Annotated in this window: 28 protein-coding genes; 11 read left to right on the top strand and 17 right to left on the bottom strand. The window is 70.3% G+C overall.

Features of this window, described 5'->3' with window-relative positions; all coding sequences use genetic code 11:
* Window positions 1-24: 24 nt before the first annotated feature.
* Window positions 25-1,119, top strand: a complete 1,095-nt coding sequence (locus tag ACFWV3_RS29745; RefSeq protein ID WP_382415919.1) for a nucleotide disphospho-sugar-binding domain-containing protein — start codon at window positions 25-27, stop codon at window positions 1,117-1,119.
* Window positions 1,120-1,155: 36 nt separating this feature from the next.
* Window positions 1,156-2,301, top strand: coding sequence for a glycosyltransferase (locus tag ACFWV3_RS29740; RefSeq protein WP_382415917.1), 1,146 nt, complete (start codon window positions 1,156-1,158; stop codon window positions 2,299-2,301).
* Between the two features lie 19 nt (window positions 2,302-2,320).
* Here the strand turns inward: ACFWV3_RS29740 and ACFWV3_RS29735 are convergent, their stop codons facing one another.
* From ACFWV3_RS29735 to ACFWV3_RS29725, 3 genes are all read right to left on the bottom strand, one after another.
* Entirely contained in the window at window positions 2,321-2,704 is a 384-nt protein-coding gene (locus ACFWV3_RS29735; protein WP_382415915.1) for an STAS domain-containing protein, read from the bottom strand.
* Between the two features lie 201 nt (window positions 2,705-2,905).
* The gene (locus ACFWV3_RS29730) at window positions 2,906-3,271 is read right to left on the bottom strand and encodes an ATP-binding protein (protein WP_382415913.1); all 366 of its coding nucleotides are present in this window, start codon (window positions 3,269-3,271) and stop codon (window positions 2,906-2,908) included.
* A gap of 105 nt (window positions 3,272-3,376) precedes the next feature.
* Complete coding sequence (locus tag ACFWV3_RS29725) at window positions 3,377-4,372, bottom strand: FAD-binding oxidoreductase (protein ID WP_382415911.1); 996 nt, start codon at window positions 4,370-4,372, stop codon at window positions 3,377-3,379.
* 70 nt (window positions 4,373-4,442) lie between these two features.
* Between ACFWV3_RS29725 and ACFWV3_RS29720 the strand changes: the two genes are divergently transcribed.
* Both ACFWV3_RS29720 and tuf read left to right on the top strand, forming a co-directional pair.
* Window positions 4,443-5,315 (top strand): LysR family transcriptional regulator, encoded by an 873-nt coding sequence (locus tag ACFWV3_RS29720; protein ID WP_382415909.1) that lies wholly within the window; start codon window positions 4,443-4,445, stop codon window positions 5,313-5,315.
* 210 nt (window positions 5,316-5,525) lie between these two features.
* Window positions 5,526-6,710 (top strand): elongation factor Tu, encoded by a 1,185-nt coding sequence (gene tuf / locus ACFWV3_RS29715; protein ID WP_382415907.1) that lies wholly within the window; start codon window positions 5,526-5,528, stop codon window positions 6,708-6,710.
* 92 nt (window positions 6,711-6,802) lie between these two features.
* Here tuf and ACFWV3_RS29710 read toward each other — a convergent pair whose 3' ends face one another.
* From ACFWV3_RS29710 to ACFWV3_RS29690, 5 genes are read right to left on the bottom strand one after another with little or no spacing between them, the layout of a single operon-like run.
* Window positions 6,803-7,759 (bottom strand): TIGR03557 family F420-dependent LLM class oxidoreductase, encoded by a 957-nt coding sequence (locus ACFWV3_RS29710; protein ID WP_382415905.1) that lies wholly within the window; start codon window positions 7,757-7,759, stop codon window positions 6,803-6,805.
* A complete protein-coding gene (locus ACFWV3_RS29705; RefSeq protein WP_382415903.1) occupies window positions 7,756-9,513 on the bottom strand; it encodes a thiamine pyrophosphate-requiring protein in 1,758 nt (585 codons plus the stop codon). Before ACFWV3_RS29705 ends, ACFWV3_RS29710 begins: the two co-directional genes overlap by 4 nt.
* Window positions 9,510-10,232, bottom strand: a complete 723-nt coding sequence (locus ACFWV3_RS29700) for a metallophosphoesterase (protein ID WP_382415901.1) — start codon at window positions 10,230-10,232, stop codon at window positions 9,510-9,512. Before ACFWV3_RS29700 ends, ACFWV3_RS29705 begins: the two co-directional genes overlap by 4 nt.
* Window positions 10,229-10,477 (bottom strand): BON domain-containing protein, encoded by a 249-nt coding sequence (locus ACFWV3_RS29695; RefSeq protein WP_382415899.1) that lies wholly within the window; start codon window positions 10,475-10,477, stop codon window positions 10,229-10,231. The genes ACFWV3_RS29700 and ACFWV3_RS29695 overlap by 4 nt, the downstream gene beginning before the upstream one ends.
* Window positions 10,440-11,033 carry a nucleotidyltransferase family protein gene (locus ACFWV3_RS29690; protein WP_382415897.1) on the bottom strand — a complete coding sequence of 198 codons (594 nt, stop codon included), beginning with the start codon at window positions 11,031-11,033 and terminating at the stop codon, window positions 10,440-10,442. Before ACFWV3_RS29690 ends, ACFWV3_RS29695 begins: the two co-directional genes overlap by 38 nt.
* 902 nt (window positions 11,034-11,935) lie before the next feature.
* Here ACFWV3_RS29690 and ACFWV3_RS29685 point away from each other — a divergent pair.
* A complete protein-coding gene (locus ACFWV3_RS29685; RefSeq protein ID WP_382415895.1) occupies window positions 11,936-12,163 on the top strand; it encodes a zinc-ribbon domain-containing protein in 228 nt (75 codons plus the stop codon).
* A gap of 73 nt (window positions 12,164-12,236) precedes the next feature.
* Here the strand turns inward: ACFWV3_RS29685 and ACFWV3_RS29680 are convergent, their stop codons facing one another.
* Window positions 12,237-12,812: a DUF998 domain-containing protein gene (locus ACFWV3_RS29680; protein WP_382415893.1), complete on the bottom strand. Its 576-nt coding sequence runs from the start codon at window positions 12,810-12,812 to the stop codon at window positions 12,237-12,239.
* 151 nt (window positions 12,813-12,963) lie between these two features.
* On the opposite strand from ACFWV3_RS29680, the gene ACFWV3_RS29675 reads away from it, so the two are divergent.
* Window positions 12,964-13,647 carry an SRPBCC domain-containing protein gene (locus tag ACFWV3_RS29675; protein WP_382415891.1) on the top strand — a complete coding sequence of 228 codons (684 nt, stop codon included), beginning with the start codon at window positions 12,964-12,966 and terminating at the stop codon, window positions 13,645-13,647.
* Window positions 13,644-14,471: an alpha/beta fold hydrolase gene (locus ACFWV3_RS29670; protein ID WP_382415889.1), complete on the top strand. Its 828-nt coding sequence runs from the start codon at window positions 13,644-13,646 to the stop codon at window positions 14,469-14,471. The genes ACFWV3_RS29675 and ACFWV3_RS29670 overlap by 4 nt, the downstream gene beginning before the upstream one ends.
* On the opposite strand, the gene ACFWV3_RS29665 is transcribed toward ACFWV3_RS29670, so the two are convergent.
* From ACFWV3_RS29665 to ACFWV3_RS29645, 5 genes are all read right to left on the bottom strand, one after another.
* Window positions 14,381-15,586 carry an MFS transporter gene (locus tag ACFWV3_RS29665; protein ID WP_382415887.1) on the bottom strand — a complete coding sequence of 402 codons (1,206 nt, stop codon included), beginning with the start codon at window positions 15,584-15,586 and terminating at the stop codon, window positions 14,381-14,383. The genes ACFWV3_RS29670 and ACFWV3_RS29665 overlap by 91 nt on opposite strands.
* Window positions 15,587-15,614: 28 nt before the next feature.
* The gene (locus ACFWV3_RS29660) at window positions 15,615-16,193 is read right to left on the bottom strand and encodes a Pr6Pr family membrane protein (protein ID WP_382415885.1); all 579 of its coding nucleotides are present in this window, start codon (window positions 16,191-16,193) and stop codon (window positions 15,615-15,617) included.
* A 7-nt stretch (window positions 16,194-16,200) separates the two neighbouring features.
* Window positions 16,201-17,367 carry an NAD(P)/FAD-dependent oxidoreductase gene (locus ACFWV3_RS29655; RefSeq protein ID WP_382415883.1) on the bottom strand — a complete coding sequence of 389 codons (1,167 nt, stop codon included), beginning with the start codon at window positions 17,365-17,367 and terminating at the stop codon, window positions 16,201-16,203.
* Between the two features lie 81 nt (window positions 17,368-17,448).
* The gene (gene sigJ, locus ACFWV3_RS29650; RefSeq protein WP_382415881.1) at window positions 17,449-18,393 is read right to left on the bottom strand and encodes an RNA polymerase sigma factor SigJ; all 945 of its coding nucleotides are present in this window, start codon (window positions 18,391-18,393) and stop codon (window positions 17,449-17,451) included.
* Between the two features lie 12 nt (window positions 18,394-18,405).
* Window positions 18,406-18,804, bottom strand: coding sequence for a DUF2000 family protein (locus ACFWV3_RS29645; RefSeq protein ID WP_382415879.1), 399 nt, complete (start codon window positions 18,802-18,804; stop codon window positions 18,406-18,408).
* A gap of 50 nt (window positions 18,805-18,854) precedes the next feature.
* Here ACFWV3_RS29645 and ACFWV3_RS29640 point away from each other — a divergent pair, with 50 nt between their 5' ends.
* Entirely contained in the window at window positions 18,855-19,616 is a 762-nt protein-coding gene (locus ACFWV3_RS29640; protein WP_382415877.1) for an AraC family transcriptional regulator, read from the top strand.
* 4 nt (window positions 19,617-19,620) lie between these two features.
* Entirely contained in the window at window positions 19,621-22,218 is a 2,598-nt protein-coding gene (locus tag ACFWV3_RS29635) for a BTAD domain-containing putative transcriptional regulator (RefSeq protein ID WP_382415875.1), read from the top strand.
* On the opposite strand, the gene ACFWV3_RS29630 is transcribed toward ACFWV3_RS29635, so the two are convergent.
* The 3 genes from ACFWV3_RS29630 to ACFWV3_RS29620 are packed head-to-tail and all read right to left on the bottom strand — an operon-like array spanning window position 22,187 to window position 24,601.
* Complete coding sequence (locus ACFWV3_RS29630; RefSeq protein ID WP_382415873.1) at window positions 22,187-23,209, bottom strand: FAD-dependent monooxygenase; 1,023 nt, start codon at window positions 23,207-23,209, stop codon at window positions 22,187-22,189. The two genes, ACFWV3_RS29635 and ACFWV3_RS29630, sit on opposite strands and share 32 nt — an antisense overlap.
* 35 nt (window positions 23,210-23,244) lie before the next feature.
* Window positions 23,245-23,844: a DUF305 domain-containing protein gene (locus ACFWV3_RS29625; RefSeq protein ID WP_382415871.1), complete on the bottom strand. Its 600-nt coding sequence runs from the start codon at window positions 23,842-23,844 to the stop codon at window positions 23,245-23,247.
* A gap of 4 nt (window positions 23,845-23,848) precedes the next feature.
* Window positions 23,849-24,601 (bottom strand): lytic polysaccharide monooxygenase, encoded by a 753-nt coding sequence (locus ACFWV3_RS29620; protein ID WP_382415869.1) that lies wholly within the window; start codon window positions 24,599-24,601, stop codon window positions 23,849-23,851.
* Window positions 24,602-24,964: 363 nt separating this feature from the next.
* Between ACFWV3_RS29620 and ACFWV3_RS29615 the strand changes: the two genes are divergently transcribed.
* Both ACFWV3_RS29615 and ACFWV3_RS29610 read left to right on the top strand, forming a co-directional pair.
* Window positions 24,965-25,366: a hypothetical protein gene (locus ACFWV3_RS29615; protein WP_382415867.1), complete on the top strand. Its 402-nt coding sequence runs from the start codon at window positions 24,965-24,967 to the stop codon at window positions 25,364-25,366.
* Between the two features lie 92 nt (window positions 25,367-25,458).
* Window positions 25,459-26,004: a DUF305 domain-containing protein gene (locus ACFWV3_RS29610; protein WP_382415865.1), complete on the top strand. Its 546-nt coding sequence runs from the start codon at window positions 25,459-25,461 to the stop codon at window positions 26,002-26,004.
* The last annotated feature ends 220 nt before the right edge of the window (window positions 26,005-26,224 follow it).

Genomic DNA, 26,224 nt, shown 5'->3' with positions numbered 1-26,224 from the left:
CTGATCGAGCCGTAGCCTGGCGGTATGCGCGTTCTTGTGGTCGCTGCGCCGCTGCTGGGCCATGTGTTCCCGTTGATGCCCCTCGCCCTCGCCCTGCGCGAGGCGGGTCACGACGTCGTCGTCGCCACCGGTGGCGAGGCCCTGCGGGTCCGCGACTCCGGTCTGCCGGTCGAGGACGTCGTCCCCGCGAACGTCCGGTTCGGACCGATAGCGCTGCGCATCATGATCGGGCACCCCCTGGTGGCGAAGAGGGAGCTGCGCGGGAGCGGCCGGCTCGACTTCGTGTCGCGGCTGTTCGGCACGGTCGGCAACGCGATGCACGGGCCGTTGCGCGCGTTCGCCGAGAGCTGGCGGCCGGACATCGTGGTGCACGAACCGCTGGCCGCCGCCGGGTCCGCGCTGGGCGTGCCCTCGGTGATCCACGACGTGTCGCTGTTCGACGGGGTGGACCTGACGGCGGCGGTCGGCGCGCGGATGAAGGCCGACGTGCGTTCTCCCACGACGATCCTGCGCACGGCACCCAAGAGCCTCGCCGAGTTCCTGGGCGGACGGCCGCTGCGGTTCGTCCCCTACAGCGGTGACGGCGAGCTGCCGCGGTGGCTCGCCGAACCCTCCGGCAAGCCGCGCATCCTGGTCAGCCGCAGCACCGCCCCCGGTCCCGGCGCCACCCGCATGATGGCGGCCGTGACGAAGGCCGCGGAGCACGTGGACGCCGAGTTCGTGCTGGTCCGGCCCGAGCGGACCGAGGGCCTGCCGGACAACGTGAAGGCCGTCGGCTGGGTGCCGATCCCCCGCGCGCTGCCGTTCTGCGACGGGATCGTGCACCACGGCGGCGCCGGGACGTTGCTCGGCGCGCTGGCGACCGGGGTGCCGCAGCTGGTCGAGCCGGGGCCGGGTGACCGGACCGTGCACGCGACGGCGGTCACCGGGCGCGGGGCCGGGCTCGCGGCGCGGCCGGAGGAGGTCACCCCGGCGCTGCTCACCCGGCTGATCGAGGACTCGAAGCTGCAGCGGGCCGCGGGCGAGGTGCGCGACGAGATCGCGGGGATGCCCTCACCGGCGGAGGTCGTGGAACAGTGGGAGAGTTTCGCGCGATGGGGTCGCAGCTCGCGAGATTGACCCCGGCGTAATGCGAAAGCCTCTAATGTGGATCGAGTGCGCATTCTCTTCTCGAGCTTAGGCTCACACGGTCACGTTTACCCGATACTCCCGCTTGCGATCGCCGCCCGCGAACAGGGACATGACGTCCTCTACGCCGTCGACTCGGGATTCCACGCGACCGTGGAAAAGCTCGGTCTCACGGTCGTCGACGCGGGCATCAGCATCTGGGACGCGTTCCGTCAGGCCAACGAGCTGCACGGCACGTCCGGGTTCCGGCGCGACATGCTGCGCCAGACCGCGGTCGACGCGTTCGGATCGTTGCTGCCCAGGGCCTTCGTGCGCGACCTGGAGCCGGTGCTGGAGCGGGACAAGCCCGACCTCGTCGTCTTCGAGATCATCAACGCGGGCGCCGGCCTCGCCGCGATGCGCGCCGGCATTCCCGCCGTCTGCCACGGATTCGGCAAGATGGACGAGAACCTGGTTCCGGAGGCGATGAGCGATCTGCTCCTGGAGTACGTCGACGAACTCGGCATCACGCTGCCGAATGGGCAGCATTACGGACTCGGATCACCGTATCTCGACCCCTTTCCGCCGTCTTTGCAGGACATCGAGTTCCTCGCGGACGTCGATCGGATTCCGATGCGTCCCGTTCCGTTCGCCGAGCCGGGCGAATTGCCCGAATGGGTGACGAAACGCTCGAAGCCGCTCGTCTACCTGACGTTCGGCACGGCGTTCTCGAACCCGGACGTGCTGCGGACGGCGATCGCCGGGCTGGCCGGCGTGGACGCCGAGGTGCTGGTCGCGACGGGCCCGCAGGTCCAGCCGTCCGTGCTGACCGAGGTGCCGGGCAACGTTCACGTGCTCCCGTGGGTGCCCCAGGCGGATCTGCTCGCGCACGCAGATCTCGTCGTGCACCACGGTGGCGCGGGCACGACGGTGAGCGCCATGGCGAACGGCGTGCCGCAGCTGGTGCTGCCGCAGGGCGCCGACCAGTTCCGCAACGGCGAGATCGTCACGAACACGGGGCTGGGCGGCGCGCTCGTCGCAGAGCAGTTCACCTCGGAGGCCGTGCGGGAGACCGCGACGACCCTGCTGGCCGACAGCGACGTGCGGACGGCGAACGCCCGCATCGCCGCCGAGATCGCGGCCATGCCCCACCCGAGCGAGGTCGTGCCGAAGCTGGTGGAACTGGCGCTCTGAGGCGGCCGGGACCGGTGTCCTACTCGCTGGGCACCGGTCTCAGCGCGGACAGCGCCTCGGCGACGGAGTCGTGCAGCAGCAGCACGTCGGCCACGCCCGTGACCTGCAAAGGCCTCTTCACGGCGCGATGAGGCGCGACGACGTGGAAGTCCTTGCTGTGTTCGTCTGCCAGCTCGTGGGCCGTGATCAACGTCGAGATGCCGGTCGAGCCGAAGAAACTGACCTCCGTGAGGTCTGCGACGAGCGCGGGACCCTCGGACGCGAAGCCGGCGCGCAAGGCGTCGAGCACCTCGTCCGCCGTGTCCACGTCGATCTCGCCTTCCACCGCTACGACCACTACACCGGCGACGTCCTCCGCTCGCACGGTGAGCAGCGGTGACTCCCTGAACTGATCTTCGTTCACCAGCACTCCCCGGTGGCCGAAGCACGTGAAACGCGGACTCCGAGCACGCTGCTGAACCCGGTTACCCGTTCGACGTTACGGCCGTTGCTCCCTCATCACAACCTGTTGCCCACCCAACCGCCTGATGGCTGCGACCAGTCCAGTGTTCCTCACGCGCCCGACCAGGTGGACGGTCACCCCCACCCCGGGCGGCTGATCGGCCTAGGCCGTCAGCTCGCACCAGACGATCTTCTGACCGTCCAGTTCGGCGACGCCCCAGCTCCGGCAGAGCTGGTCGACGAGCTGGAGGCCCCAGCTGCCCGCGCGCGGCTCGGCCTCGGCGTCGTCGGCGACCTCGACGCGGAGCTGCTCGCGGTTGCCGGCGATGCGCACCAGCGGACGGCCGCTGCCGTGGCAGACGGCGTGGGTGGTGAACTCGTTGACGACGAGCACGACGTCCTCGTGACTGCCCTGGTAGCCGCAGCTCAGCGCGATGTGCCGGGCGAAGTCGCGGGCGAGCGAGACACCGCCGCGCTGGTCCGCCTCCGGCAGGGAGAACACCGCTTCGGTGAGCGAGCTGGTGGCCACCTCATCACCCTGCACCGCCCGCACCCAGTACGTGCAGATGCAACCACACCAACCCGGCTGGTGCGGTTGCACCAGCCGGGGGCGACCGGCTCGGTCCCGCACGCCTCAGCCCACGGCGTACCGGAAGTTCCGCGTCCGGCCGAGCACGAACGGCCGCAGCAGGTCGAAGACCTCTTCGTGCAGCTCGCGAACGCCCAGCCGGGGCGAGATCAGCTTGACGAGGTGGGTGGCGTCGGTCGTCAGCGCGCCACCGAGCGGGAGGACGCCGACGAAGATCGGCACGCTGGACCGGGCGGCCTTCTGCCGCACCTCCTGCAACGCTTCGAGCGGCAGGTCGCCGAGCAGGACGTTGTCGCCCTGGTAGGCGTGCGGAGGGAGCGGTTTGCCGGCGGCCTCCGCGAACGGCCGCGGCCCGAAGTCCTCGCTCAGCCGTGGTGCGACGCGGAGGTGCCCGACGTCGAACGGCTTCGTGCTCGCGAACGTCACGCGCACGACGTCGCCGAGGGTCGTCAGCGCGGGCGTGACGTGGTCCGGCAGGTCCCACGCGTGGAAGGCCTCGAACACCTCGGCGGCGTGCTCGGCCTCGAAGAACATCTCCCCCGCGTGCACCCGGTCGACCTCCAGGAGCTCGAACTCCAGCGCGGTGACTACGTCGCCGACCTTCTCGGTGGCGCGGACGCGGTCGCTCGCGAAGCCGAACTCGCGGGCGAGCACGCTGAACCCGCCGCCGAGGGTGTAGCCGACGACACCGACGTCGCTCGCGTCGCCGCTGAGCGGGGCGAGGCCGTGGGGTGCGGCCTGCTCGTGGACCTGCTGCCAGACCGCACCCGCCTCGGCCCTGGCCGTCCTCGTGACGGGGTCGACCTCGACGGCGTTCATGCGCCTGGTCGAGATGAGGACGCCGGTGGTCGCCGTGGTGAGGCCGTGACCGGTGGTCTGGATCGCGTACTCGAGGCCGTGGGTCACGGCGTGGTCGACGGCTTCGCGCACGTCGTCGGCGTTCTCCACCGCGAAGACCACCTGCGGTTCGTGGCGGAGGCCGGTCTGGAAGCCGCTGCGTTCGTCGTCGTAGCCGGTGTCGCCGGGACGGAAGATCTGCATGTCTTCAGCCTTGCTGGCCTGCATCTATATGTCCAAGATCTAGTTGTGCTCGCTTCTATAATCGTCGGTTATGGAGCTTCGGCAGCTGGAGTACTTCGTCGCCGTCGTGGAGGAGGGCTCGTTCACGCGGGCCGCGGAACGGGTGCACGTCGCGCAGCCCGGCGTCAGCGCGCAGATCCGGCGGCTGGAGCGGGAGCTCGGGCACGACCTGCTCGACCGGTCGGGACGCGCGGTGACCGTGACGGACGTGGGCGCGGCGGTCCTGCCGTTGGCGCGGGCCGCGCTGGGGTCGGTGGAGTCGGCACGGCGGACCGTCGAGGAGATGGCCGGGCTGGTGCGCGGTGTCGTGCGCGTCGGGATGGTGGTGTCGTGCGGGATCATGGACGTGCCGGAGCTGCTGTCGTCGTTCCACACGGCCTACCCCGGTGTGGAGATCACGTTGGCGGAGGCCAACTCCGACGCGCTGATCTCGTCCCTTGTGGACGGTGAGTTGGACCTGGCGCTGATCGGCTACGCCGGGCCCGTGCCGGACGGGCTGGCGGTGCGGGTGCTCGTCGACGAACCCCTCGTGGCCGCCGTCGCTGCCTCGGATCCTTGGCACAGCAGGGAGTCCGTCACGGTGGACGAGTTGCTGGAACGCGGGTTGATCAGTCTCCCGCCAGGCACCGGACTGCGCGGGGCCCTGGACGAGGCGTGCGGGTCCCGCCGGCCGCGGATCGCGTTCGAGGCGTCCGCGCCACCGATGGTGATCACGCTGGCGCAGCGGGGGCTCGGGCCGGCGGTGCTGGCGTCGTCGATGGTGCCGGACGACCTGCACGCGGTGCGGATCACCGGTCCGTCACCGTCGAGCAGGCTCGCCTTCGCGTGGCGGTGCGAGGGGCCGCACAGCCCGGCCGCGCGGGCGCTGGTTCGCCTGGCGGAAAACCGGATGACAGCGCCGTAGGGCTCTGTCACGATCATCGGCATGTTCCTGACGGTGGTGTGCAACGAGCTCGCGGGTGTTCCCGCGGGTGCGCTCGCCGCTGCCTCGGCACAGCTGGCCGGCGCCCGACTCTGACCCTTCTCCAGTCCCTCCTTCAGGACCGCTGGGGGAGGGTCGTAGCGGTCCAACGGTTCTGAGCCTCCCGCTGTTCGCCTTCGAGGAACCAGGAAGATGAAGCAAGAGTTCGTGCGCGCCAAGCCGCACCTCAACATCGGCACCATGGGTCACGTCGACCACGGCAAGACCACCCTCACCGCGGCCATCACCAAGGTCCTGTCCGAGCGGGACCCCTCGGGCACGACCTTCACGGCGTTCGACCGGATCGACCGGGCGCCGGAGGAGCTGGCCCGCGGCATCACGATCAACATCGCGCACGTCGAGTACGAGACGCCCACGCGTCACTACGCGCACGTCGACATGCCCGGCCACGCCGACTACGTGAAGAACATGATCACGGGTGCGGCGCAGCTGGACGGCGCGATCCTCGTGGTGTCCGCGGAGGACGGCACGATGCCGCAGACGCGCGAGCACGTGGTGCTGGCGCACCGGGTGGGCGTGCCGCACGTGGTGGTGGCGCTGAACAAGGCCGACGCGGTGAGCGACCCGGAGCTGCTCGACCTGGTGGAGCTGGAGATCCGCGATCTGCTCTCCCAGTACGGCTTCGACGGTGACGCCACGCCGGTCGTGCGGGTGTCCGGCCTGCGCGCGTTGCAGGGCGACCCGGTGTGGGTGCGGTCGGTGGTGGAGCTGCTCGACGCCGTCGACGCGCACGTGCCGGTGCCCGAGCGCGACGTGACCGGCCCGTTCCTGATGCCGGTCGAGAACGTCCTGACCATCACCGGTCGCGGCACGGTCGTGACCGGTGCGGTGGAGCGCGGTGCGCTCGGCCTCGGCGACGCCGTCGAGGTGGTCGGTCTCGGCGCGGCGGTGACCTCGGTCGCCACCGGCATCGAGACGTTCGGCAAGCCGATGCGGCAGGCTCAGGCGGGAGACAACGCCGCGATCCTGCTGCGCGGGGTCAAGCGCGGCGACGTCCGTCGTGGCCAGGTCCTGGCCCTGCCGGGCAGCGTCGCGCCGCACACCAGGTTCCGCGCGACGGTGTACCTGCTGTCGCACGCGGAGGGCGGCCGGCACACCGGGATCGCGTCGAACTACCGGCCGCAGTTCCACTTCCGCACCGGCGACGTCGTCGGCGTGGTGGAGCTGTCCGGCACGCCGCTGGCACTGCCCGGCGACACCGTCGAGGTCGTGGTGGAGCTGGGCAAGGCGGTGGCGATGGACACCGGGCTCGGGTTCGCGATCCGCGAGGGCGGCAAGACCGTGGGAGCGGGCACGGTCGGCGAGGTCCTCACCTAGGGCGGCGGTGACGACCCGAGAAGGTGGTTGCGCCGCCTTGCGGAAGGCGCGGTGGGGTACGTCCCCGCCGCGCCTTTCAGCCTGATCCGTCCCTATGCCTGAGAGTCGAGCAACGGCACGACTTCCTTGACCCAGAACTCGAAGAACTCCTGCTGGTTCGTGCCGATCTGCTGCACGTGGACCTCGTCGAACCCGGCGTCCGCGAACTCCTTGATCTTCTTCGCGTACTGCTCCGGGTCCGGTCCGCACGGCATGGCGTCGCGGATCATCTCGGGCGTGACGAGCTCGGACGCCTGCTCGAAGTGCTTCGGCGTCGGCAGCACCTGGGCCAGCTCACCGGGCAGGGCGTCGTTGGGCCACAGGCGGTGCGCGGTCTTGACGGCGTCCTCCTCGGACTTGTCGTAGCAGACCTTCAGCCCGCTCTGCGCCGGTCCGCGACCACCCTCGGAGCGGTACTTTTCCACCAGCTCGCCGGCCGGGCCGACGCTGACGTAGCCGTCGCCGCAGCGGGCGGCCACCTTGACCGCCTTGGGGCCGAACGCGGAGACGTGGATCGGCACCGGGCGTTCGGGCACGGTGTAGATCCGGGCGTTCTCGACGGTGTAGTGCTTGCCGTGGTGCGTGACCTCGTCGCCCTGGTGCAGCGTGCGGATGAGGCCGATCGCCTCCTCCAGCATCTCCAGCCGCACGTCGGCGGACGGCCAGTGGTCGCCGAGCACGTGTTCGTTCAGCGCCTCACCACTGCCGACGCCGAGCACGAACCGGCCCTCCGTCTGGACGGCGGCGGTGGCCGCTGCCTGCGCGATGACGGCCGGGTGGATGCGCACCGTCGGGCACGTGACGGCCGTGGTGATCGGCAGCGTCACCGCCTCGGAGAGGGCACCGATCGTGCCCCACACGAACGGCGACTGGTCCTGCTCGTCGTTCCACGGGTGGAAGTGGTCCGAGATCCACAGCGACTCGAACCCGTTGTCCTGCGCCATCTTCGCGTGCCGGACGAGGTCGCGCGGGCCGTGCTCCTCAGACGAGAGGAAGTAGCCGATTTTCACGGGAGGAACTCCTGGATCTTGGTCTTCACACCGCGGCGCAGCAGGTCCCAGGCGTCGGGATCACCGCGGAGCACGGCCTCGGTCATGTCCTTGATCTGGTCGAACGTCGCGTGCGGCGGGATCGGCGGCACGTTCGGGTCGCAGCGCACGTCGAGCACGGTCGAGCCGTCGAACGCGAGCGCGGTCTCCCACGCCGTGCCGAGCTGGTTCGGGTCGTTGACCTCGATGCCCTGCAGGCCGATGGACCGCGCCCAGGACGCGTACGACACGTCCGGAAGCGTCTGCGACTCCTCGAACTTCGGTGCGCCGCCCATCGCGCGCAGCTCCCACGTGACCTGGTTGAGGTCGTTGTTGTGGAAGACGCAGACGACGCAACGGATGCCGTAACGCCTCAACGTCAGCAACTCCGCCATGCCGTTCATCTGCATCGCGCCGTCGCCGACGAGCGCGATCAACGGCCGGTTCGGCTGGGCGAAGGCGGCGCCCAGCGCGTACGGCACGGCGCAGCCCATCGTGGCCAGCGTGCCGGACAACGACGACCGCACGCCGCCGCGGATCTTGAGCAGGCGCGCGTACCAGTTCGTCGCCGAGCCGGAGTCGGCGGTGACGATCGCGTTGTGCGGCAAGCGTTTCGACAGCTCGGACACGATCCGCATCGGGTTGACGGGGTCGGCGGGCACCTGCGACTGGCGTTCCATCACCTCCCACCAGCGCTCGACGTTCGACTCGATCTTCTCCCGCCACGAGCGGTCGGTCTTGCGCTCCAGCAACGGGATCAGCGACCGCAGCGTCTCCGCCGAGTCGCCGACGAGGTTGACCTCGGTCGGGTAGCGCATGCCGATCGCGCGGCCGTCGACGTCGATCTGCACGCCCCTCGCGGCACCGAACTTCGGCAGGAACTGCGAGTACGGGAAGTTGGAGCCGACGATCAGCAGCCGGTCGCAGTCGCGCATCATCTCGTACGACGGCCGGGTGCCGAGGATGCCGATCGACCCGGTGACGTACGGCAGGTCGTCGGGCAGGACGTCCTTGCCCAGCAACGCTTTCGCGACGCCCGCACCGAGCAGGTCGGCGACCTCCTGAACCTCGGCGGCGGCGTTCCTCGCACCCTGGCCGATGAGGATCGCGACCTTCTCGCCCGAGTTCAGCACCTCGGCGGCGCGGCGCACCTCGTCCGTGGAGGGCACAACGGTCGAGTCCGGGCGTGAGGGAGGGCTTGACGGGATGTACTTGAACTCGTGCTTGGGCGCCTCGTACTCCTGCTCCTGCACGTCGTTCGGGATGATCAGCACGGCCGGCGCGCGGTCGGCCTGGGCCGTGCGCATCGCCCGGTCCAGCGCGTTCGGCAGCTGCTCCGGCACCGTGACGTCGACCAGGTAGGAGGCGACGTCGCGGAACAACGAGTGCAGGTCGACCTCCTGCTGGTAGCTGCCGCCGAGCGCGGTGCGGGCGGTCTGGCCGACGATCGCGACGACCGGCACGTGGTCGAGCTTCGCGTCGTACAGGCCGTTGAGCAGGTGGATCGCGCCGGGACCGGACGTCGCGAGGCACACGCCGACGTCGCCGCTGAACTTGGCGAACCCGACGGCGGCGAACGCGGCCATCTCCTCGTGCCGCGTCTGGATGAACCTGGGGTCGTTGTCCGCCTTGCCGAACGCGGCCACGATCCCGTTGATGCCGTCGCCGGGGTAGGCGAAGACCTGCTTGACGCCCCAGTCGCGCAGACGTCCGACGATGAAGTCGCCGACGGTCATGACGCGTTCCCCTCCAGCACGTAGACCGTGTAGGCGGACCGGATGATCGGCTGGGCGACGTTGCGGACCCGCACACCGCCCGGCGTCATGCCGTGCTCGGTGCCGAAGTGCGCGTGCCCGTGCACCGCGAGGTGCGTGCCGGTGGCGTCGATCGCCTCGCCGAGCAGGTAGGACCCGAGGAACGGGTAGATCTCCGGCGGCTCGCCCCGCAGCGTGTCGGGCACCGGCGCGTAGTGCGTCAGCGCGACCTTGACGTCGGTGTCCAGTTCGGACAGTGCCTGCTCCAGGGTCTCCGCGATGTCGCAGGTGTGCTGGATGAACGCCTTCATCTCGCGCTCGCCGAACGCGCTCCCGCACTTGCCCGCGAACCCGCCGCCGAAGCCCTTCACCCCGCCGATGCCGATCGAGCAGCCGTTGACCCGATGGATGAACGTCGTGCCCTCCAGCACGTGGATGCCCTTGTCCTCCAAGGTCTTCGTGACCTCGGCCGGCTTGTCGTCCTGGTGGTCGTGGTTGCCCAGCACGGCGACGACGGGCACCGGCAGGTCGGCGAACTCGTCCGCGACCACCTCGGCCTCGACGACGGTGCCGTGCCGGGTCAGGTCGCCCGCCAGCAGCAGGATGTCGGCGTGCTCGCCGACCTTCTCGAGGGCGGGACGCAGGTGCCCGCGCATGTCCTCGCCGAGGTGGATGTCCCCGACCGCAGCGACCCGGATCATCGCAGGTCCTCCTCACCTTCCGGCTCACCGGCCGGTGTCACCCGCACGTCGTTCAGGATCTTCAGCTCGGGAGCGGCCTCGTGCAGGACCTCCTCCAGCGCGGCCCTGCGGTCCGCACAGGCCACGTCGCCGGAGAGCATCACGTTGTCCCCGCGCACGGTGACGCGGACGCCGAGCTCCGCGGTCCTGGGGTCCTCCGCCACCGCCCTACGCAGATTTGCCGCCAGGTACTGCTCGGATTCCATTGCCGCTCCTCCCGATGATGTCCAGGCGTTCGATGAGCAACAGGAACGCCTCGGCGTACGGGGAGTGCCGGGTCTCCTCGCGCACCTCGTCCCAGTCGATCTGTTCGCGCAGCGCACGGGCGAACGGCAGCAGCTCGCTGAAGTCGCAGCGGTGCCCGTCCAGCACCAGCAGCTTGCTGGCCAGCACGAACGTCGCCGGCATGACCGGCAGCATCACCGATCCGACGGGCATCTCCTCTGCCATGGCCAGGGTCTCGTCGGTGACGAGCCGCTCGTTGGGCCGGAACAGCAGGTCCACCAGCGAGTCGCCGTCGTAGACCTTCAGCAGCCAGTCCTCCGGCGGCTCGGCGGCGCGCAACCCGCGCTGCACCAGCACCCGCACGGCCTCCCTGGCGTCCTGCTCGCGCACGAGCAGGTCCACATCGTGTTCGCTCGTCGGGCCACCCCGTGCATAGCCGGCGCAGCCACCCGTCAGCGCGAAGGGGATCTCCGCGCTGCGCAAGGCGTTGGCGACTTTGGTCAACGTCCGCAGCAGCTCGTCCTGCACGTCGCTCATGCACTCGCGGTTACCCGGCGGTGGGCGGGGTGAACCTCACGGGTGGGGGACGTCGGGTGGGGGTGGGTGAGCTTGGGTGGGGCTTGACGGGGTGGGGGTCGGCGGGGTGGTGGGCTCGGCTTGGGCGGGTAGGCGCGGGGCTCGTTGCAGGTGAGTGGCTGGGGGCTCGGGTGCCCGGCGCGGGAGGGCTCGGGTGCCGGCGTGGGTGGGCTCGGCGTGGGCGACTGGGCCTGGGGCCCGGCAGGGCGGCTCAGACGGGCGCGGGATCGGAGTGGAGGCAGAGGCGAGCAGGTGGGGCATGGCGGATGCATCGGGGATGGCGGTGGAGTGAGCGGCAACGGACACACGACGCAACGTGCGCGCGAGGCCGACCGTGTGCCCAAGGCCAGCCGTGCGCGCGAGGCCCGCTGTGCGCGTGAAGCGAGAGCCATGCGCGCGGAGCCAGCCATCCGCCCGAAGCTAACCGTGCACGAGTGGGCGACCGTGCGCGCGAGGCCAGCCCGTGCGCGAGTGGGCGACCGTGCGCGCGAGGCCAGCCCGTGCGCAAGAGGGCCGCCGTACGCGAGAGGCCAGCCCGTGCGCGCGAGAGCAGCCATGCGCGCGAGAGCAACCGTGCGCTAGAAGCCGGGCCGTGCGCGACAGGCCAGCCGTGCGCTAGAAGCCGGGTCGTGCGCGCGAGGCCGACCGTGTGCCCGAGACCAGCCCGTGCGCGAGAGCCCAGCCGTGCGCGCGAGGCCTGCCGTGCGCGAGAGGCCAGCCGTGCGCGAGACGCACCAGCCCGTCCCCAACCCCCTAACCAGCGGCCACTCCCACGTGCCTCCGTGCGACCCCCGTCACCCCACCCGGCGCAACGAGAACCGCGACCCATGCGTCAAAGAATGAAACAACCCCCGGGAGAACACATGGTCATCTTCGGCTGGCGCACCACGATCCAGCAGCTGCGGATGGTGCAGCTGGTGTGCGGGCACTGCCACCACCAGTCCGCGCACAACCTCTTCCGGCGCTACACGAAGCCGACCCTGTTCTTCATCCCGTTGTTCACCATCAGCAGCAAGTACGGGTTGCAGTGCACGTTCTGCGGTGTCTCCTACGACATCAGCAAGATGCACGCCCACCAGCTCACCGGCTGAGCACGCACTCAACGGCAGGCAGCACAGCCGGGCGCGCCCGAGTCCGTCGTGACGCGCCCGCACTCCGGGCAGATCAGCTCGAGAAGGCAGGCCGGCTCAGCCTCAGGGACACGAGAGAGGTCCAGAGCCAGCCGATCGTCGCCACCGCGTACAGCAGCACCGTGCCGCCGGGGTTGCCCAGGAACGCCATCGGCACCATCAGGAGCACGCCCGTCAGGCCGCTCATCACCGCCAGCCATCCTCCGAGCCTACGCGCGAACACGAAGCACGCGCCGATCCAGCCGATCATGGCCACGCCGAACGCCACCGCGTGCAGAACGCCGTGCCACGAAAGAGGACCGTCGGGTGTGCCCGGAGGGAAACCGAGGGCGGGATCGGCGACGAACACGCCTCCCAGCACCATCCCCACGCCCATCAGGCCGATCAGGCGGGCACCCCAGCGGCTGAACCGGGCCATCCCGGTCGCGGCCACCACGAACAGCGCCCCGCACACCACGAAGTTCGCCATCTGGATCCAGCCGAGCGAACCCAGGCTGAGCATGCTGAACGGGTGCCGCGTCAGGTCGAAGCCCTCGCGGGTGAAGGCTTGCGCGTACCCGACGACGACGTAGAGCGGGCCGGCGACCACACCGCACGCGATCCGGGACATGAGTTCCTCCGAAGAGTCGGCAACCAACGACGGGCAGGCATGAACGACATCACCGACAAGTTTTTTTGTCAAGAACAGCAAGGCTGTCTTGACGACAGGAATTGTCGGGAGCAGGATGGCACCATCCACGGAGCACGTAAGGGGAGAGCTGATGGGCCACGCGTTCGAGAGCACCGACGAGATCGAGGTGCCGGCATCGGTCGAGGACGTCTGGACGGCCATCGCGACCGGGCCGGGCATCGACTCGTGGTTCATGGGCAGCAACGAGGTCGCGGACGGTCAGGTCAGGATGGCGTTCGGCGGGTACGGGCCGACGTGCGAGATCACCGCGTCCGATCGACCGAGTCACTTCGCCTACGACACCGGCAAGGCGCCGGACGGGCGGTTCATGGCCTACGAGTTCCTCGTCGAGGGCCGGGAGCACGCCAGCACGGTGCTGCGCATGGTCACGAGCGGCTTCCTGCCCGGCGACGACTGGGCCGACGAGTTCGAGGCGATGACGTTGGGCGGCGCGCTCTTCCGCGGCACGCTGGCCGAGTACCTCACGCACTTCGCCGGGCGCACGGCTCGGCCGCTCACGGTCTTCGGGCCGATGGTCACCGACTGGGACGACGCCTGGAAGAGGCTCGACGCGGCGATCGCCGAGAAGCTCCCCGACGCCGTCGAGTACCACCGCAACGCCCACACGCTCGGCCTGCGCACGAGCACGGGCCTCTACCGCTTCATGCGCGGGTTCACCGGTCCGATGATCGCCGCGCACCACGTCTTCGAGGGCGACGAGTCCGAGCAGGACTGGCAGAGCTTCCTCGACACCACCCTGGGAGAGCAGAAATGACGCGCTTCACCACCTCTGCCGACGGCACCGAGGTCGCCTACTCGGTCACCGGCGCCGGGCCCGCGCTGATCCTCGTGGACGGCGCGATGTGCCACCGGATGTTCGGGCCGTCGACCGAGCTCGCGTCCGTGCTGGACAAGAACTTCACCGTCTACACCTACGACCGGCGCGGCCGCGGCGAGACCGGTGACGGCGTCACGCCGTGGTCGCTGGAGCGCGAGGTCGAGGACATCGACGCGATCGTCAAGGAGGCCGGCGGCAGCGCGTTCGTGTTCGGCGTGTCCTCCGGCGCGGTCCTCGCGATGGAGGCCGCGACCAGGCTGCCCGGCATCGCGCGGCTCGCGCTGTACGAGGCGCCGTTCGTCGTGGACGACACGTACCCGGCGCGGCCCGCCGACATCGCGCAGCAGATGGACCGCTTCATCGCCGACGGCAACCCCGGCGGCGCCGTCACCGCGTTCATGAAGATGGTCGGCGTGCCCGGCTTCGGCATCGTCATGATGAAGCTGATGCCGCCGTGGAAGAAGCTCAAGCAGGTCGCGCCCACGCTGCCGAACGACCTGCGCATCCTCGGCGACGACGGCCGCGGCTCGAAGCTTCCAGCGAACCGGTGGAACGTGAAGGTGCCGACGCTCGCGATGGACGGCGGCAAGTCGCCGCAGTACCTCCGCAACGCCATGAAGAACGTCGCGGAGGTGCTGGGGCCGGACACGGAGTACAAGACGCTCCCCGGTCAGACGCACATGTACAAGCCGTCGCTCATGGCCGTGGAACTGGTGGAGTTCTTCTCGCGGGCCCAGCGCACCGCCGGTCCCATCGCGTAGCCGGCCACGGCGAACAGCCCGCCGACCAGCAGCCACCCGACCGATCCCCAGCCGAGCACGACGGTGGTGAGCAGGGCGGGGCCGACCATCCGGGCGACGGCCGTTCCGGTCGCGAAGAAGCCCTGGTACTGGCCCTGCCGGTCGGCGGGCGCGAGGGAGAAGCTGATCTCCCACGCCCCGGAGGCGAGCATCATCTCGCCGAGCACCTGCAGCGCGGCGGCCGCGACCAGCAACGCCGCCGCGGGCCAGGCGCCGAAGCCGAACGCGGTCACGGCGAACACCGCGCACGACGCGAACAGGACCAGCCCGGCGTGCCGCACGAGCCGCGAGGACGACGCAAGACCGGTGGCACGACGGGCGATCCGCACCTGGAACAGCACTACGGCACCGGTGTTGAGCACCAGCAACGCGGCCGCGAGCCACGTCGGCGCCGAGGTCCGCTGCACGATCCACAGTGGAATGACCAGGCTCAGCAACGGCATGTAGAGCAGCATCACGGCGTTGATCACCGTGATCAGCGCGTACGGCTTGTCCTTGAACACGTCGAACTTGCCCTTGGCGCGGCTCATCACGGTCTCCGGCAGGGTCGCGAGAATCCCCGCAGCAGCAAGGAAACACACGGCGTCAAGCACGAACACGGCGGTGTACGCGATCTCGGTGCCGAGGTGCAGCGCGAACCCACCGGCCGCCGCACCGATCGCGATGCCCGCGTTGGCCGTCGACTGGATGCGTGCACGGGCCCGTGTGCGTTCCTCGGGTGTGGTGAGTCCCGCCAGCAGGGCCTGCCTGGACGCCTGCAGCCCGCTCTGGAAGCTCGCGTACAGGCACATGACCAGCACGAACGCGGTGAAGTTCCTGGTCAGGAGCAGGATCGCGATGCTCGCGGCGGTGGCGAACGCCAGCACGACCGCGGTGGTGCGCGGCCCCCACCGGTCGGCGAGGTGTCCCAACGCGACCCCCGCGACGGCTCCGACTCCCCACGCGAGGGTCAGCGCGAGGCCGACCCGCGTGGCGCTCAGCCCGACGACCTGGGTGAAGTACAACGCCGAGACGACGAGGAAGCCGCCGTCGCCGATCGAGTTCGTGAGCTGCGCGTACGCGAGTCGCCTGGTCATGACTCCGACCGTAGGGCGATGATTGGCCCTAACCTTGGGACACCACAGGGCTGTTTCGTTGGGCCAATTTGGTGCCGACCCACGACACCGCGTACGCGAGCACGACGATGATCACCGCCACGACCAGGCAGTTCACCAGCACCCCGCCGTAGCCCTGCTGCCGCGGGTCGACGAACGGGTACGGGTACCAGCCCACGATCGGTCCCCTGACCAGCGTGTACGCGATGTAGGCCAGCGGGAACGCGAGCCAGGTCCACGGCCGTGTGGTCCGTGCCGGCGCGAGCAGCCAGTCGACGACCATGAGCACAGGAACGATCGTGTGCAGCACCCAGTTCGCATAGGGCGGCGTCTGCACGTCGATGCCCCGCAACAACAGCGGATAGACCAGGCCCGTCGTGGCGATGTAGAGCACGGCCGCGCCCCTGATCTGCGCCGACACCGGGCGGAACACGCCCAGCAACGCCACCACGGCGGCGATGACGTTCGACAGCACGGTGAAGTACCCGAGGTGGTCGACCGGCTGGAACCTGTCCCCCAGCACCACCACCAGGTACACCTCCGCCGAGAGAACCAGCAGGAACACGGCCATCCGGAGCAGCTTGGTCACCAGCGCATTAGAACGCGCTTTTCCGCGCGGCGCTGTCCGTGGTGACGCGCCGGCGGCGGGACGGCACCAACATCGTCGGGTGCTCGATCCCCCAGGCCGCCGACTTGCAGATGAGCTCTTTGAGCCGCACCGCCGCCCTGCCGGTCACCGCGGACGGCTTGGGCCGGTCGTCGGGCGTCACCCACTGCATCACGGCGTCGTGGCGGCCGAGGCTGATGCACTGGCCGAGGTACCCGATCTTGTTCGGCGGGACCTCGCGCCCGGTCAGGCGGGCGGCGATCGCGTCGGCGGCCAGGAAGGCCGTCTGGACGCCCGAGGCGCAGGACATCCGCAACGGGTCCCCGCTCGCACCCCGCGCGAGGGCGGCATCTCCCACGACGTAGATGTCAGGGTGCGAGACCGAGCGCATCGAGTCGTCGACGACGATCTGCCCGGAGCCCGACACCTCCAGCGTCGTGGCGGAGGCAATGGGGTGGACGGCGAACCCGGCCGTCCACACCGTCACGTCGGCCGCGATCTCGGTGCCCGCGGCGGTGACCGCGCCGGTCTCGCGGACAGCGGCGATGTCGGTGTTCTCGTGCACGGTGATGCCGAGCCGGTCGAACGCCGCGCGCAGGTGGCGCCGGGCCTTCTCCCCCAGCCACGACCCGAGCTCACCGCGGGCCGCGAGCGCCACGCCCAGGTCGGGACGGGTGTCCGCGATCTCGGTGGCCGCCTCGATGCCGGTCAGTCCGCCCCCGACGACGAGCACGGTCCCGCCCGCGCCGAGACCCGCGAGCCGGGCGCGCAGGCGTTGCGCCGACTGCTTCCCGGCGAGGTCGTGGACGTGCTCGGTACCGGGAACGCCGCGGGCGGCCGCGCTGCCGAGGGCGTAGACGAGCGTGTCGTAGGAAATCTCGCCCGCGTCCGTGGCGACGGTCTTGCGTTCGGCGTCGACGCCCTGCACCCGCGCCAGCCGGAAGTCGACGCCGGTGCCAGCGAAGACGTCGGCGAGCTTCCTGACTTTCAGGTCCTGGCCGGTCGCGAGCTGGTGCAGGCGCACGCGTTCGACGAACTCGGCGTCGGCGTTGACGAGGACGATCTCGGTGTCGGCGCGGTGCAGCCGCTTGGCGAGGCGCCCGGCGGCGGTCGCTCCGGCGTACCCGGCTCCGAGGACGACGATGCGGTGCTTCATGGTTCGGCTCCTGTCCGGTGGTGGTCGCTCCCTGAACCGGACAGCGGGGCGAAACCTGACAGGAGCCGCCTGTGAACTGGGTCACCAGGCCTCGGCGAGCAGCTCCCCGTGCTCCGCGGTGGCCCACCGACGGGTCGCGCGGGCGAGCTTGGCGGGGTTGGCCTGGATGTGGACGGCCGCGACGCCCTCGGTCGTCACCTCGAACGACATGACGACGACCACACGCCCGTCGACCACCAGCACGAGCGCGGGCATGCCGTTGACGACCTCGGCGAACAGCGACGGACGGCCGCCGACCATCTCCCGCTTGGCGTCGTCGGGCGTGAGCAGGGAGCGCAGGAAGCGCGCCACCCGGAGCGCGCCGGTGATCGGCCGCGGCAGGCTCGCGAACACACCGCCGGCGTCGCCCGCGGTGATCACGTCGTCGGAGAGCAGCTTCACGAGCGAGTCGGTGTTGCCGCTGTGCGCCGCGGCGAGGAACTCCTCGACGATCTTGCGCGCGCCCGAGGCGTCGACCTCCACCCGGACCCTGTCGCTGCCGAGGTGCTGCTTGGCGCGCCGGTAGATCTGCTGGCAGTTCGCCTCGGTGAGGCCGAGGACCCCGGCGATCTCCGCGTGGGTGTGGCCGAACGCCTCGCGCAGCACGTAGACGACCCGTTCGTTGGCCAAGAGCCGTTCCATCAGGGTGAGCATCGCGACGGAAACCGACTCGCGCTGCTCGGCCGTCTCCGACGGGCCCAGCATCCGGTCGCCCGCGAGGACCGGTTCTGGCAGCCACTGGCCCACGTAGGTCTCGCGCCGGGCCCGCGCCGAGGCGAGCAGGTTCAGGCAGATGTTGGTGAGGACCTTCGTGAGCCACGCCTCGGGCGTCTCGACGTGCGCGTGGTCGGCGGAGCGCCACCGCAGCCAGGTGTCCTGCACGGCGTCCTCGGCGTCGCTCGCCGACCCCAGCAGCCGGTAGGCGATCGCCTCCAGCCGCGGCCTGGACTTCTCGAACAGGGTGACCTCAGGGCTGCCGACCGCCATGTCCCGAGTGAATCACGGATGCATGCGGGCGCCCTTGAAGATCTTGTCGACGGCGTTCTTCTGGCCGTGCACGGCGATGCCGACGAGGTCGAGGTCCTGCGTGTGCACCTTGCGGACGGCGGCGCGGTTGTCGTCGTCGTTGCCGGTGGCGAACAGGTCGGCGGTGAAGATCGTCATCGGCTGGTTGCGGGTCAGCGCGCGCTCGTGGGCCTTCTTGACCAGGTCCTTGTCGCCCTGCAGCACGACGACGGGCTGGCCGAACATCGCGAGGTACTGCTGGTCGTCGGCGTCCACGTAGGGCTCGCCGCGCAGCGTCTCGGGCAGGCCGCTGACGAGGAAGGCGGTGACGTTCAGCGCCTGCCAGCCGGCCAGGTCGTCCCGCAGCAGCACAGCGATCTTGGTGTCGAACATGGCCACCACGATCGCGGGCAGGCCGGTTTCGCGTCTTGTACGTTTCTGACATGTCCGTCGCGGCCTGGAAGCCGGCGGTGGAAGGCATCAAGGAGGTCTTCCACGCCTCCTTCACCACGCACGTCTACCCCGCGCACACGCACGACGCGTGGACGTTGATGCTGCTCGACACCGGTGCCGTGCGCTACGAGCTGGACCGCCACGAGCAGAGCGCGCTGGTCGACGGCGTCACGCTGCTGCCGCCGCACGTGCCGCACGACGGCCGGTCCGCGCTCCCGACGGGGTTCCGCAAGCGCGTGCTGTACCTCGACGACGCGGCGCTGCCGTCAGACCTGGTCGGCAAGGCCGTCGACACGCCGATGCTCGTCGACCCGCTGCTGCGCCGGCGCGTGCACCAGCTGCACCTGGCGCTCGACGAGCCGTTCGAGGCGTCGAGCCGGCTCGCGTTGATCACCGAACGCCTGACGCACCACTTCGCGGGCACCGAACCGGCCCGTTACGCCGATCCGACGCTGGCCGACCGGCTGCGGCAGCTGCTCGACGCGTCGCTGCCGGACGGGATGACGCTGAACGCGGCCGCGCAGGAGCTGCAGACCAGCCCGACGCACCTGGTGCGGGCGTTCAGCCGCCGGTTCGGGCTGCCCCCGCACCGGTACCTGACCGGCCGCCGGGTGGACCTCGCGCGCGGGTTCCTGGTGGAGGGGCGGTCGGCGGCCGAGGCTGCGGTGCTGGCCGGGTTCCACGACCAGTCGCACCTCACGCGCCATTTTCGCCGTGTCCTGGGTACGAGCCCCGGCAGGTTCGTACGCTGACACCGTGCACGTCGGCATCCTCGGGCCCGTCGAGGCCCACTCCCCGGACGGCAAGATCGCGATCGGCGGTCCGCGTCCGCGCACGCTGCTGGCGTTGCTCGCGGTGCGGGCGGGCGACATCGTCCCGCTCGACCGGCTGGTCGACGAGCTCTACGGCGACGAACCGCCCGCCGACGCCGCGAACGCCCTGCAGGGCCAGGTTTCGCGGTTGCGCCGGGCTCTCGGCGGCGCCGGGCTGATCGAGTTCCACCCGGCCGGCTACCGCCTCGTCCTGGCCGCCGACCAGGTCGACGCCCACCGGTTCGCCTCGCTCGCCGCGGAGGGCAGGCAGGCGCTGGACCACGGCGACGCGCGGGCGGCGGAATCCCTGTTGTCCGAAGCACTCCAGCTGTGGCGCGGCCCCGCGCTCGCCGACGTCCCCGCGCCGGACCACGCGACCCGTCTCGAAGAGCAGCGGTCGGCCGCCACGAGCGCCCTGGTGGCCGCACGGATCCGGCTCGGCAAGGCCGACGTGCGGGAGATCCAGGACCTGGTGCGGCAGAACCCGTTGGACGAACGGCTGCGCGGCTACCTCATGCAGGCGTTGCACCAGGACGGCCGCCAGGCCGAGGCGCTGCAGGCGTTCGAGGAGGCCCGCGCGGTGCTCGCCGACGAGCTCGGCACCGACCCGTCGCCCGAGCTTCGTGCCATCCACGTCCAGATCCTGCGCGGGCAGACACACCGCGAGCTGCCGGCGCAGCTCACCAGTTTCGTCGGCAGGCAGGAGGAGCTGCGGCGGATCGCGGCGCTGGAGTCCAGGCTCGTCACGCTCACCGGTCCCGGCGGCGCGGGCAAGACCAGGCTCGCGCTGCAGGCGGCGCCGCCGACCGCGATCTTCGTGGACCTGGCGCCGGTCAAGGACGTCGCGGCGGCGACGCTGCAGGCGTTGGGGCTCAAGGAGACCGTGCTCGAACCGGAGGACCGGCTCACGCTCGCCCTGCGCGACCGCGGCACGACGCTGATCCTCGACAACTGCGAGCACGTGGTCGTCCAGGCGGCGCACCTGGCCCAGCACCTGCTCAGCACGTGCCCGTCGCTGCGGATCCTCGCCACCAGCCGGGAACCGCTGGGCATCACGGGCGAGACGCTGTGCCCGGTACCGCCGTTGGAACCCGAGCAGAGCGTGGCGCTGTTCACCGACCGCGCCCGGCTGGTGAACCCGAACTTCGTGCAGGACGGGCACACCGCCGACATCTGCCGCGAGCTCGACGGCCTGCCGCTCGCGATCGAGCTCGCCGCCGCCCGCACGCGCACGCTGACGACGAGCGAGATCGCGGACCGGCTCAACGACCGCTTCCGCTTGCTCACCAAGGGGAACCGCGCCGCCGCACCGCGCCACCAGACGCTGCGGGCCGTCGTGGAGTGGAGCTGGGACCTGCTGTCCGAGGACGAACGCGACCTCGCCGCCTCCCTCGCCACGTTCAGCGGCGGCGCGACGCTGGAGGCCGTGGAGCAGGTGTGCCGGCACGACGTCGAGGTGCTGGAAGCGTTGGTGGACAAGTCGTTGGTGGAGGCGAACGACGGCCGCTACCGGATGCTGGAGACCATCCGCGAGTTCTGCTCGCGGCACCAGCGCGTCGACGCCGAGCACGCCGCGTACTTCCACGACCTCGCCCGGCGCGCGGATCCCGAGCTGCGCCGCGACGACCAGGTCGCGTGGTTCACCCGGATGACCGCCGAGCACGCGAACCTGGTGCAGGCCGTCGAGTGGAGCGTCGAGCACGACCAGGACCGGGCGCTGCGGCTGTTCCTCGACCTCGCTTGGTACTGGTACGTCAAGGGCAGCCGCGCGGAGGTCCGCGGCCTGGCGCAACGACTGCTGGACCGGGTGCAGGAGACGTCCACGGAGGAGTACACGGTCGTGCTCGCGCTGGCCGCCCCGGAACGCGTGCAGGAGAAGTTCGGCGAGCTGCGCGGCCCGATCCGGCAACCGTTCGTGCTCATCGCGTGGGCCATGATGGCCGGCCCGCCCGACCCGTCCGCGCCGCGCACGCCGCTGCACGACGAGGTCGAGAACAGCGACGACCCGTGGATCCAGGGCCTGATCGGCTTCAGCAACTCCTACACCGGCTGGACCGTGCGCGGCGACCGCGCGCAGGCGATCGAGCAGGCCCGCGCGGCGCTGCGGCAGTTCCGGGACCTGGGCGAGCGCTGGGGCACCGCCCAGGTCCTCGACGTGATCGCCACCCTGACCGAGGACCCGCACGAGGCCCTCGCCCTCACCGACGAGGCGTTGCGGGCCGTCACGGAGCTGGGCGCGCGGGAGGAGCTCGCCGAGCTGCGCTGCCGGCGCGCCGACCGGTTGCTCGACCTCGACCCCGACCAGGCCGAACGCGAGTACCACCAGGCGCTGGCGCTGGCGACGCACGCGGGTCTCGCCGCCACCACGGCCCTCGCCAAGACCGGCCTGGCCAGGATCGCCCAGCGCAGGGGTGACCCGGAACGGGCAGGGCTCCTGTTGCGCGAGGCGCAGCAGGAACTCGGCCACGGGTGGATGCACGCGGCGGCGCTGCGGCAGGTGGACGAGGCGCTCAGCGAGCTGGAACGTAGTCGGGGAGCTTGATCGCGGTCGCCGCCTTCATGTCCATCCGCGCGACCATCGGCATCTTCGGCAGCAGCCCGAACATCCGGTCCCGCACCCACATCCCGAGCCGGCTGCCGGGCGCGAGGAACCTGCCGGGGCTGCCCTGGCACCCCCGCGCGTACGGGCCGACGAGGGCCTCGTAGCGGGCGAACGCGTCACCGCCCGCCGCCATCTCCCCCGCCAGCACGTAGGCCGAGACGACCGCGAGCCCGGTGCCCATGCCGCCCAGCGTGGAGCCGTAGCCGGCGTCGCCGATCAGCGTGACCCGGCCGGAGCTGACCGTCGGCATGCGGACCTGGCTGATCGAGTCGAAGTAGACGCCGGGCGCGAACACGGACTCCGGCATGAGCTCCGGTGGCACCGAGGACCTGTACATCAGCCAGCCGGGAGCCGAGACCACACCGGGCGCGCACGTCAGGTCGTGGTCGTCGCCCTCGGCGTCCCAGATCGCGAAGTAGTAGCCCTGGAACCGCGGCCGGTACTCCGGGAACACCAGGCGCCGCACGCCGGACCGCATGCCGTCGGCACCGATCACGAAGTCGAACCGCCGCGACGGGCCGCGGGCGAACGTCACGTCCACGCCGTCGCCGTCGTCGTGCAGCGAGGTGATCCAGTCGCCGAACACGTACTCGGTGTCGGCGGCGGTGTGCTCGTGGAGCAGGCGGGAGAGGTCTCCGCGGAGGATCTCGACCTCGCCCGCGGTGAACGAGCCGGGTAGCCGGGCGCGTTCGCGTCCGTCGAGACCGCGGAAGACCATGTCGCGCGGTGAGGTGCGCGCGTCGAAGATCGCGTCGAGCACGCCCATCCGCCTCAGCACGGACAGGTGCGCCTCGCCGCGGAAGTCGACGGGCTGGCCGCCGCCGCGCAGCGACGGCGCCCGTTCGACCACGACCGGCGTGAAGCCGAAGTGCCGCAACCAGTGGGCGAGCGCGGGGCCGGCGATCCCCGCGCCCGAGATCAGTACGTCCATGCGGGACAGGGTCCGCCTGGCCGCTGACCGAACGCCTACGACTGACTGATGATCTTGAGCATCTGCTGGACCTGGCCCTGGCGGCTGGCCACCACGCGTTCCGCGTAGGCCGTCGCCTCCGGGTTCATGCCGTCCTTCTTCTCCGTCAGCGACATCTCCACGGCGGAGCCCTGGTGTCCTGTCATCAGGTTGAGGAAGGAGGCGTCGAACTCGGCGCCGCTCTTGTTCTTGGTCTCGTCGAGGACCTTGGCGTCGAGCAACGGCTCACCGCCGTGCGAGGAGTGCATGCTCGCACCGTTGCCCTCGGGCTTGTCCCAGAGCTTGAGCCAGGACTTCAGCGTCGAGAGCTCCTCGCGCTGCGTCACGTCGATGGCGCCGGCGAGGTCCTTGGCCTCCTGCTTCGTCGCCTTCGCGAGCGCGAGCTGCGAGAGGCTGATGCCGAGCTGCAGGTGGTCCACCATCATCTGGACGTACATGACGTCCGCGTCGTTGAACCTCGCGCTGGCGGCAGGGGGTGGTGCGGCGGAGGACGCACCGTGTCCGTGGGCACCCTGGCCCTCGGGCACGACGGCCTCTCCACCGCACCCCGCCAGCGCCAGGACCGCGACGGCCGTCACGATCACAAGGCGCTTCATGCGATCAGATCCGCTCCCAGAGAGCCGGCACGTTCGGCGGCTCCCACCCGGTCAGCGAGGTGTGCGCCTGACGGCACCGGTAGTTGGCACCGCCGTAGCTCACCTGGGAACCGGTCGCGTACGACACGTTCGCCGCCCACGTGCCACCGGCAGGCGGCTGGGTCGGCTGCGTGGTGGTGGTCGGCGGGTTGGTGGTCGTCGTGGGGGGCTTCGGCGTCGTGGTCGTGGGAGGAGGCGTGGTGCCACCGCCGTTGATGTTGACGTCGATGCAGGAGTAGAACGCGTTGCCCGTGTCGGCGATGTTCCAGACCGCGAGGAGCTTCTGCCGGCCGGAGAACCCGCTCAGGTTGATGGTGTGCCGCGTCCCGTCGACCGGCGCGGCGTTGCCGCCGTCGACGAACCCGACGCGCGTGCCACCGATGAAGTACTCGTAGTTGCTCGTCTTGTGGCGGGCGGTGTAGGTCCAGCCGATGGTGAGGCTGGTGCCGGTGTTGGCGGCCTGCCAGCCCTTGTTGTCGTCGTTCAGCTCTTCGAAGTCGCCGCGAGCGCCGTTGCAGTTCTTCAGGCCCTTCGGGCCTTCAGCGCTCTGCGGCTCGTACGTGGGAGCACCACAGGGAACCGTCTTCAGCGCGCACTGCGCGGACCGGCTGGGCGGGGAGGACACGTAACCGTGCGCACTCGCCGACCCGACCGGCGTGATGAAGACGATGGCAGGGACAGCGGCCAGGACGAGCGCCGCTTTGCGCGTGAGTTTCATTCGTCCGAACTCCTCGGATCGTTCCCGGACAGGGGGGATCCCGTAGGCAGGGGGCGGGAACCGGGAGCGTGCCGCAGCACCACTCGCCGATCCAGTGTCGGTCTGGTCTAGACCATAAGCCTGTGCCCGGAAAGTGGTCAAGTGACCACTTCCGGAGGCGGAAGTCATTGTGCAGCAACAGGTCCACTACGAACATTGGTACTATCCGTCGTCCGTTCGGAGCACTCGAAGAACCCACTCGGCCCACTGGTACGACCGCCACCGGAGTGGGTATCCCCCGCCATGCGCGATTTCGACGAGCCCACCAGGGCAGCCGGCCCCAGCGTGGTGACGGACGGACCGGCAGGTGCGCCAACGGTCCTCGTGATCGATCCAGCGGGCGAGGCCCTGCACGACGGCATCCCGGCGACCTGGCGCGACCTGACCGACCGGCTGCGCGTGGTGTGGCTGCGCGTCCCGGCCGCACCGGGCTGGCAGTCCACAGTGGACGCCGTGCTCACCAAGCACAGCGACGAGGAGCACCCTGTCCTCGACGTGGTCTCGAGCGGCCCGATAGCGGCCGATGTCCTGGACCTGGTCCGCCGCCACGAGGACCTGGTCCGCTCGGTCCTCCTGGTGGACCCCGAGACCCCGGTGGACGAGCCCTTCGCCCACGTGGTCGTCCGCAGCCACCAGGCCCCGGACGACCGGATCTCGCCCCCACTCCCGCTGGGCCACCCGGACGTGGTGTTCAACGTGGTCAGGACCCTGAACACGTTCGACTGACCACCACACCACTTAGGTTCGGGAACTTTCTCTGAACCGGACACAACGACCACCCGTATCCCTCGGCAGGGAACCGAGACGGGAGGGTCATCATGCGTGCGCGTCTGCTCATGATCGTGCTAGGCGGCCTTTTGGCACTGACGGGCTGCTCGACGGCGAGCGGAGGCACCAACGGCGAACCGGCCGCCAACGAGGCGGACGCGACGTTCTCGTTGCAGATGATCCCCCACCACCGCCAGACGATCGAGATCTCCAAGGTCGCGATGGAACGGTCGAAGGACGACTTCGTCGTGAACGTGGCCGACAAGATCGCCACGGCCGAGTCGGGCGAGATCGAGCAGATGTCCACCTACCTGCGCAGCTGGAACATCCAGATCCCCGGCGACGACCCCGGCGCCACCCACAAGATGGCGGGCATGATGACCGCCAAGGACGTGGAGACCCTGAAAGCCGCCCAGGGCAAGCAGTTCGACGAACTGTTCCTGGCCACCCTGTCCCGCCACCTCCGCAGCGGCGTGAACATGGCGAAGGACGCCCAGGCGAAGGGCGAGCACATCGGCTCGAAGGCCCTGGCGGGCAAGATCGTCGTGAGCCAGACCGAAGTCCTGGACCAGATCGCCGCCAAGCAGAAGTCCTGACGCGAGGCCGAAGGCGAGCCACCTCAGCCGCGAGGCCGAAGGCGAGCCGAAGCGAAGGCGAAGCCGAGCAGTCTTGGCTTTTGCTCTTGGCTTTTCCCACACGCTCGGGTGGGGTGGGGGGGGAGGCGGGGGCGAGACCGGGAGGAGGAGGGGAGAGAAAACCACCCACCCCACAACAACACAAAAAAACACAAACCAAAAAAAAAGGAATGGGAAAAAC

It is taken from the genome of Lentzea sp. NPDC059081, from assembly GCF_042738015.1.
GTDB lineage: Bacteria > Actinomycetota > Actinomycetes > Mycobacteriales > Pseudonocardiaceae > Lentzea.
The sequence above is the reverse complement of the archived record's forward strand: the minus strand, read 5'-3'. Positions and strand labels throughout refer to the sequence as shown.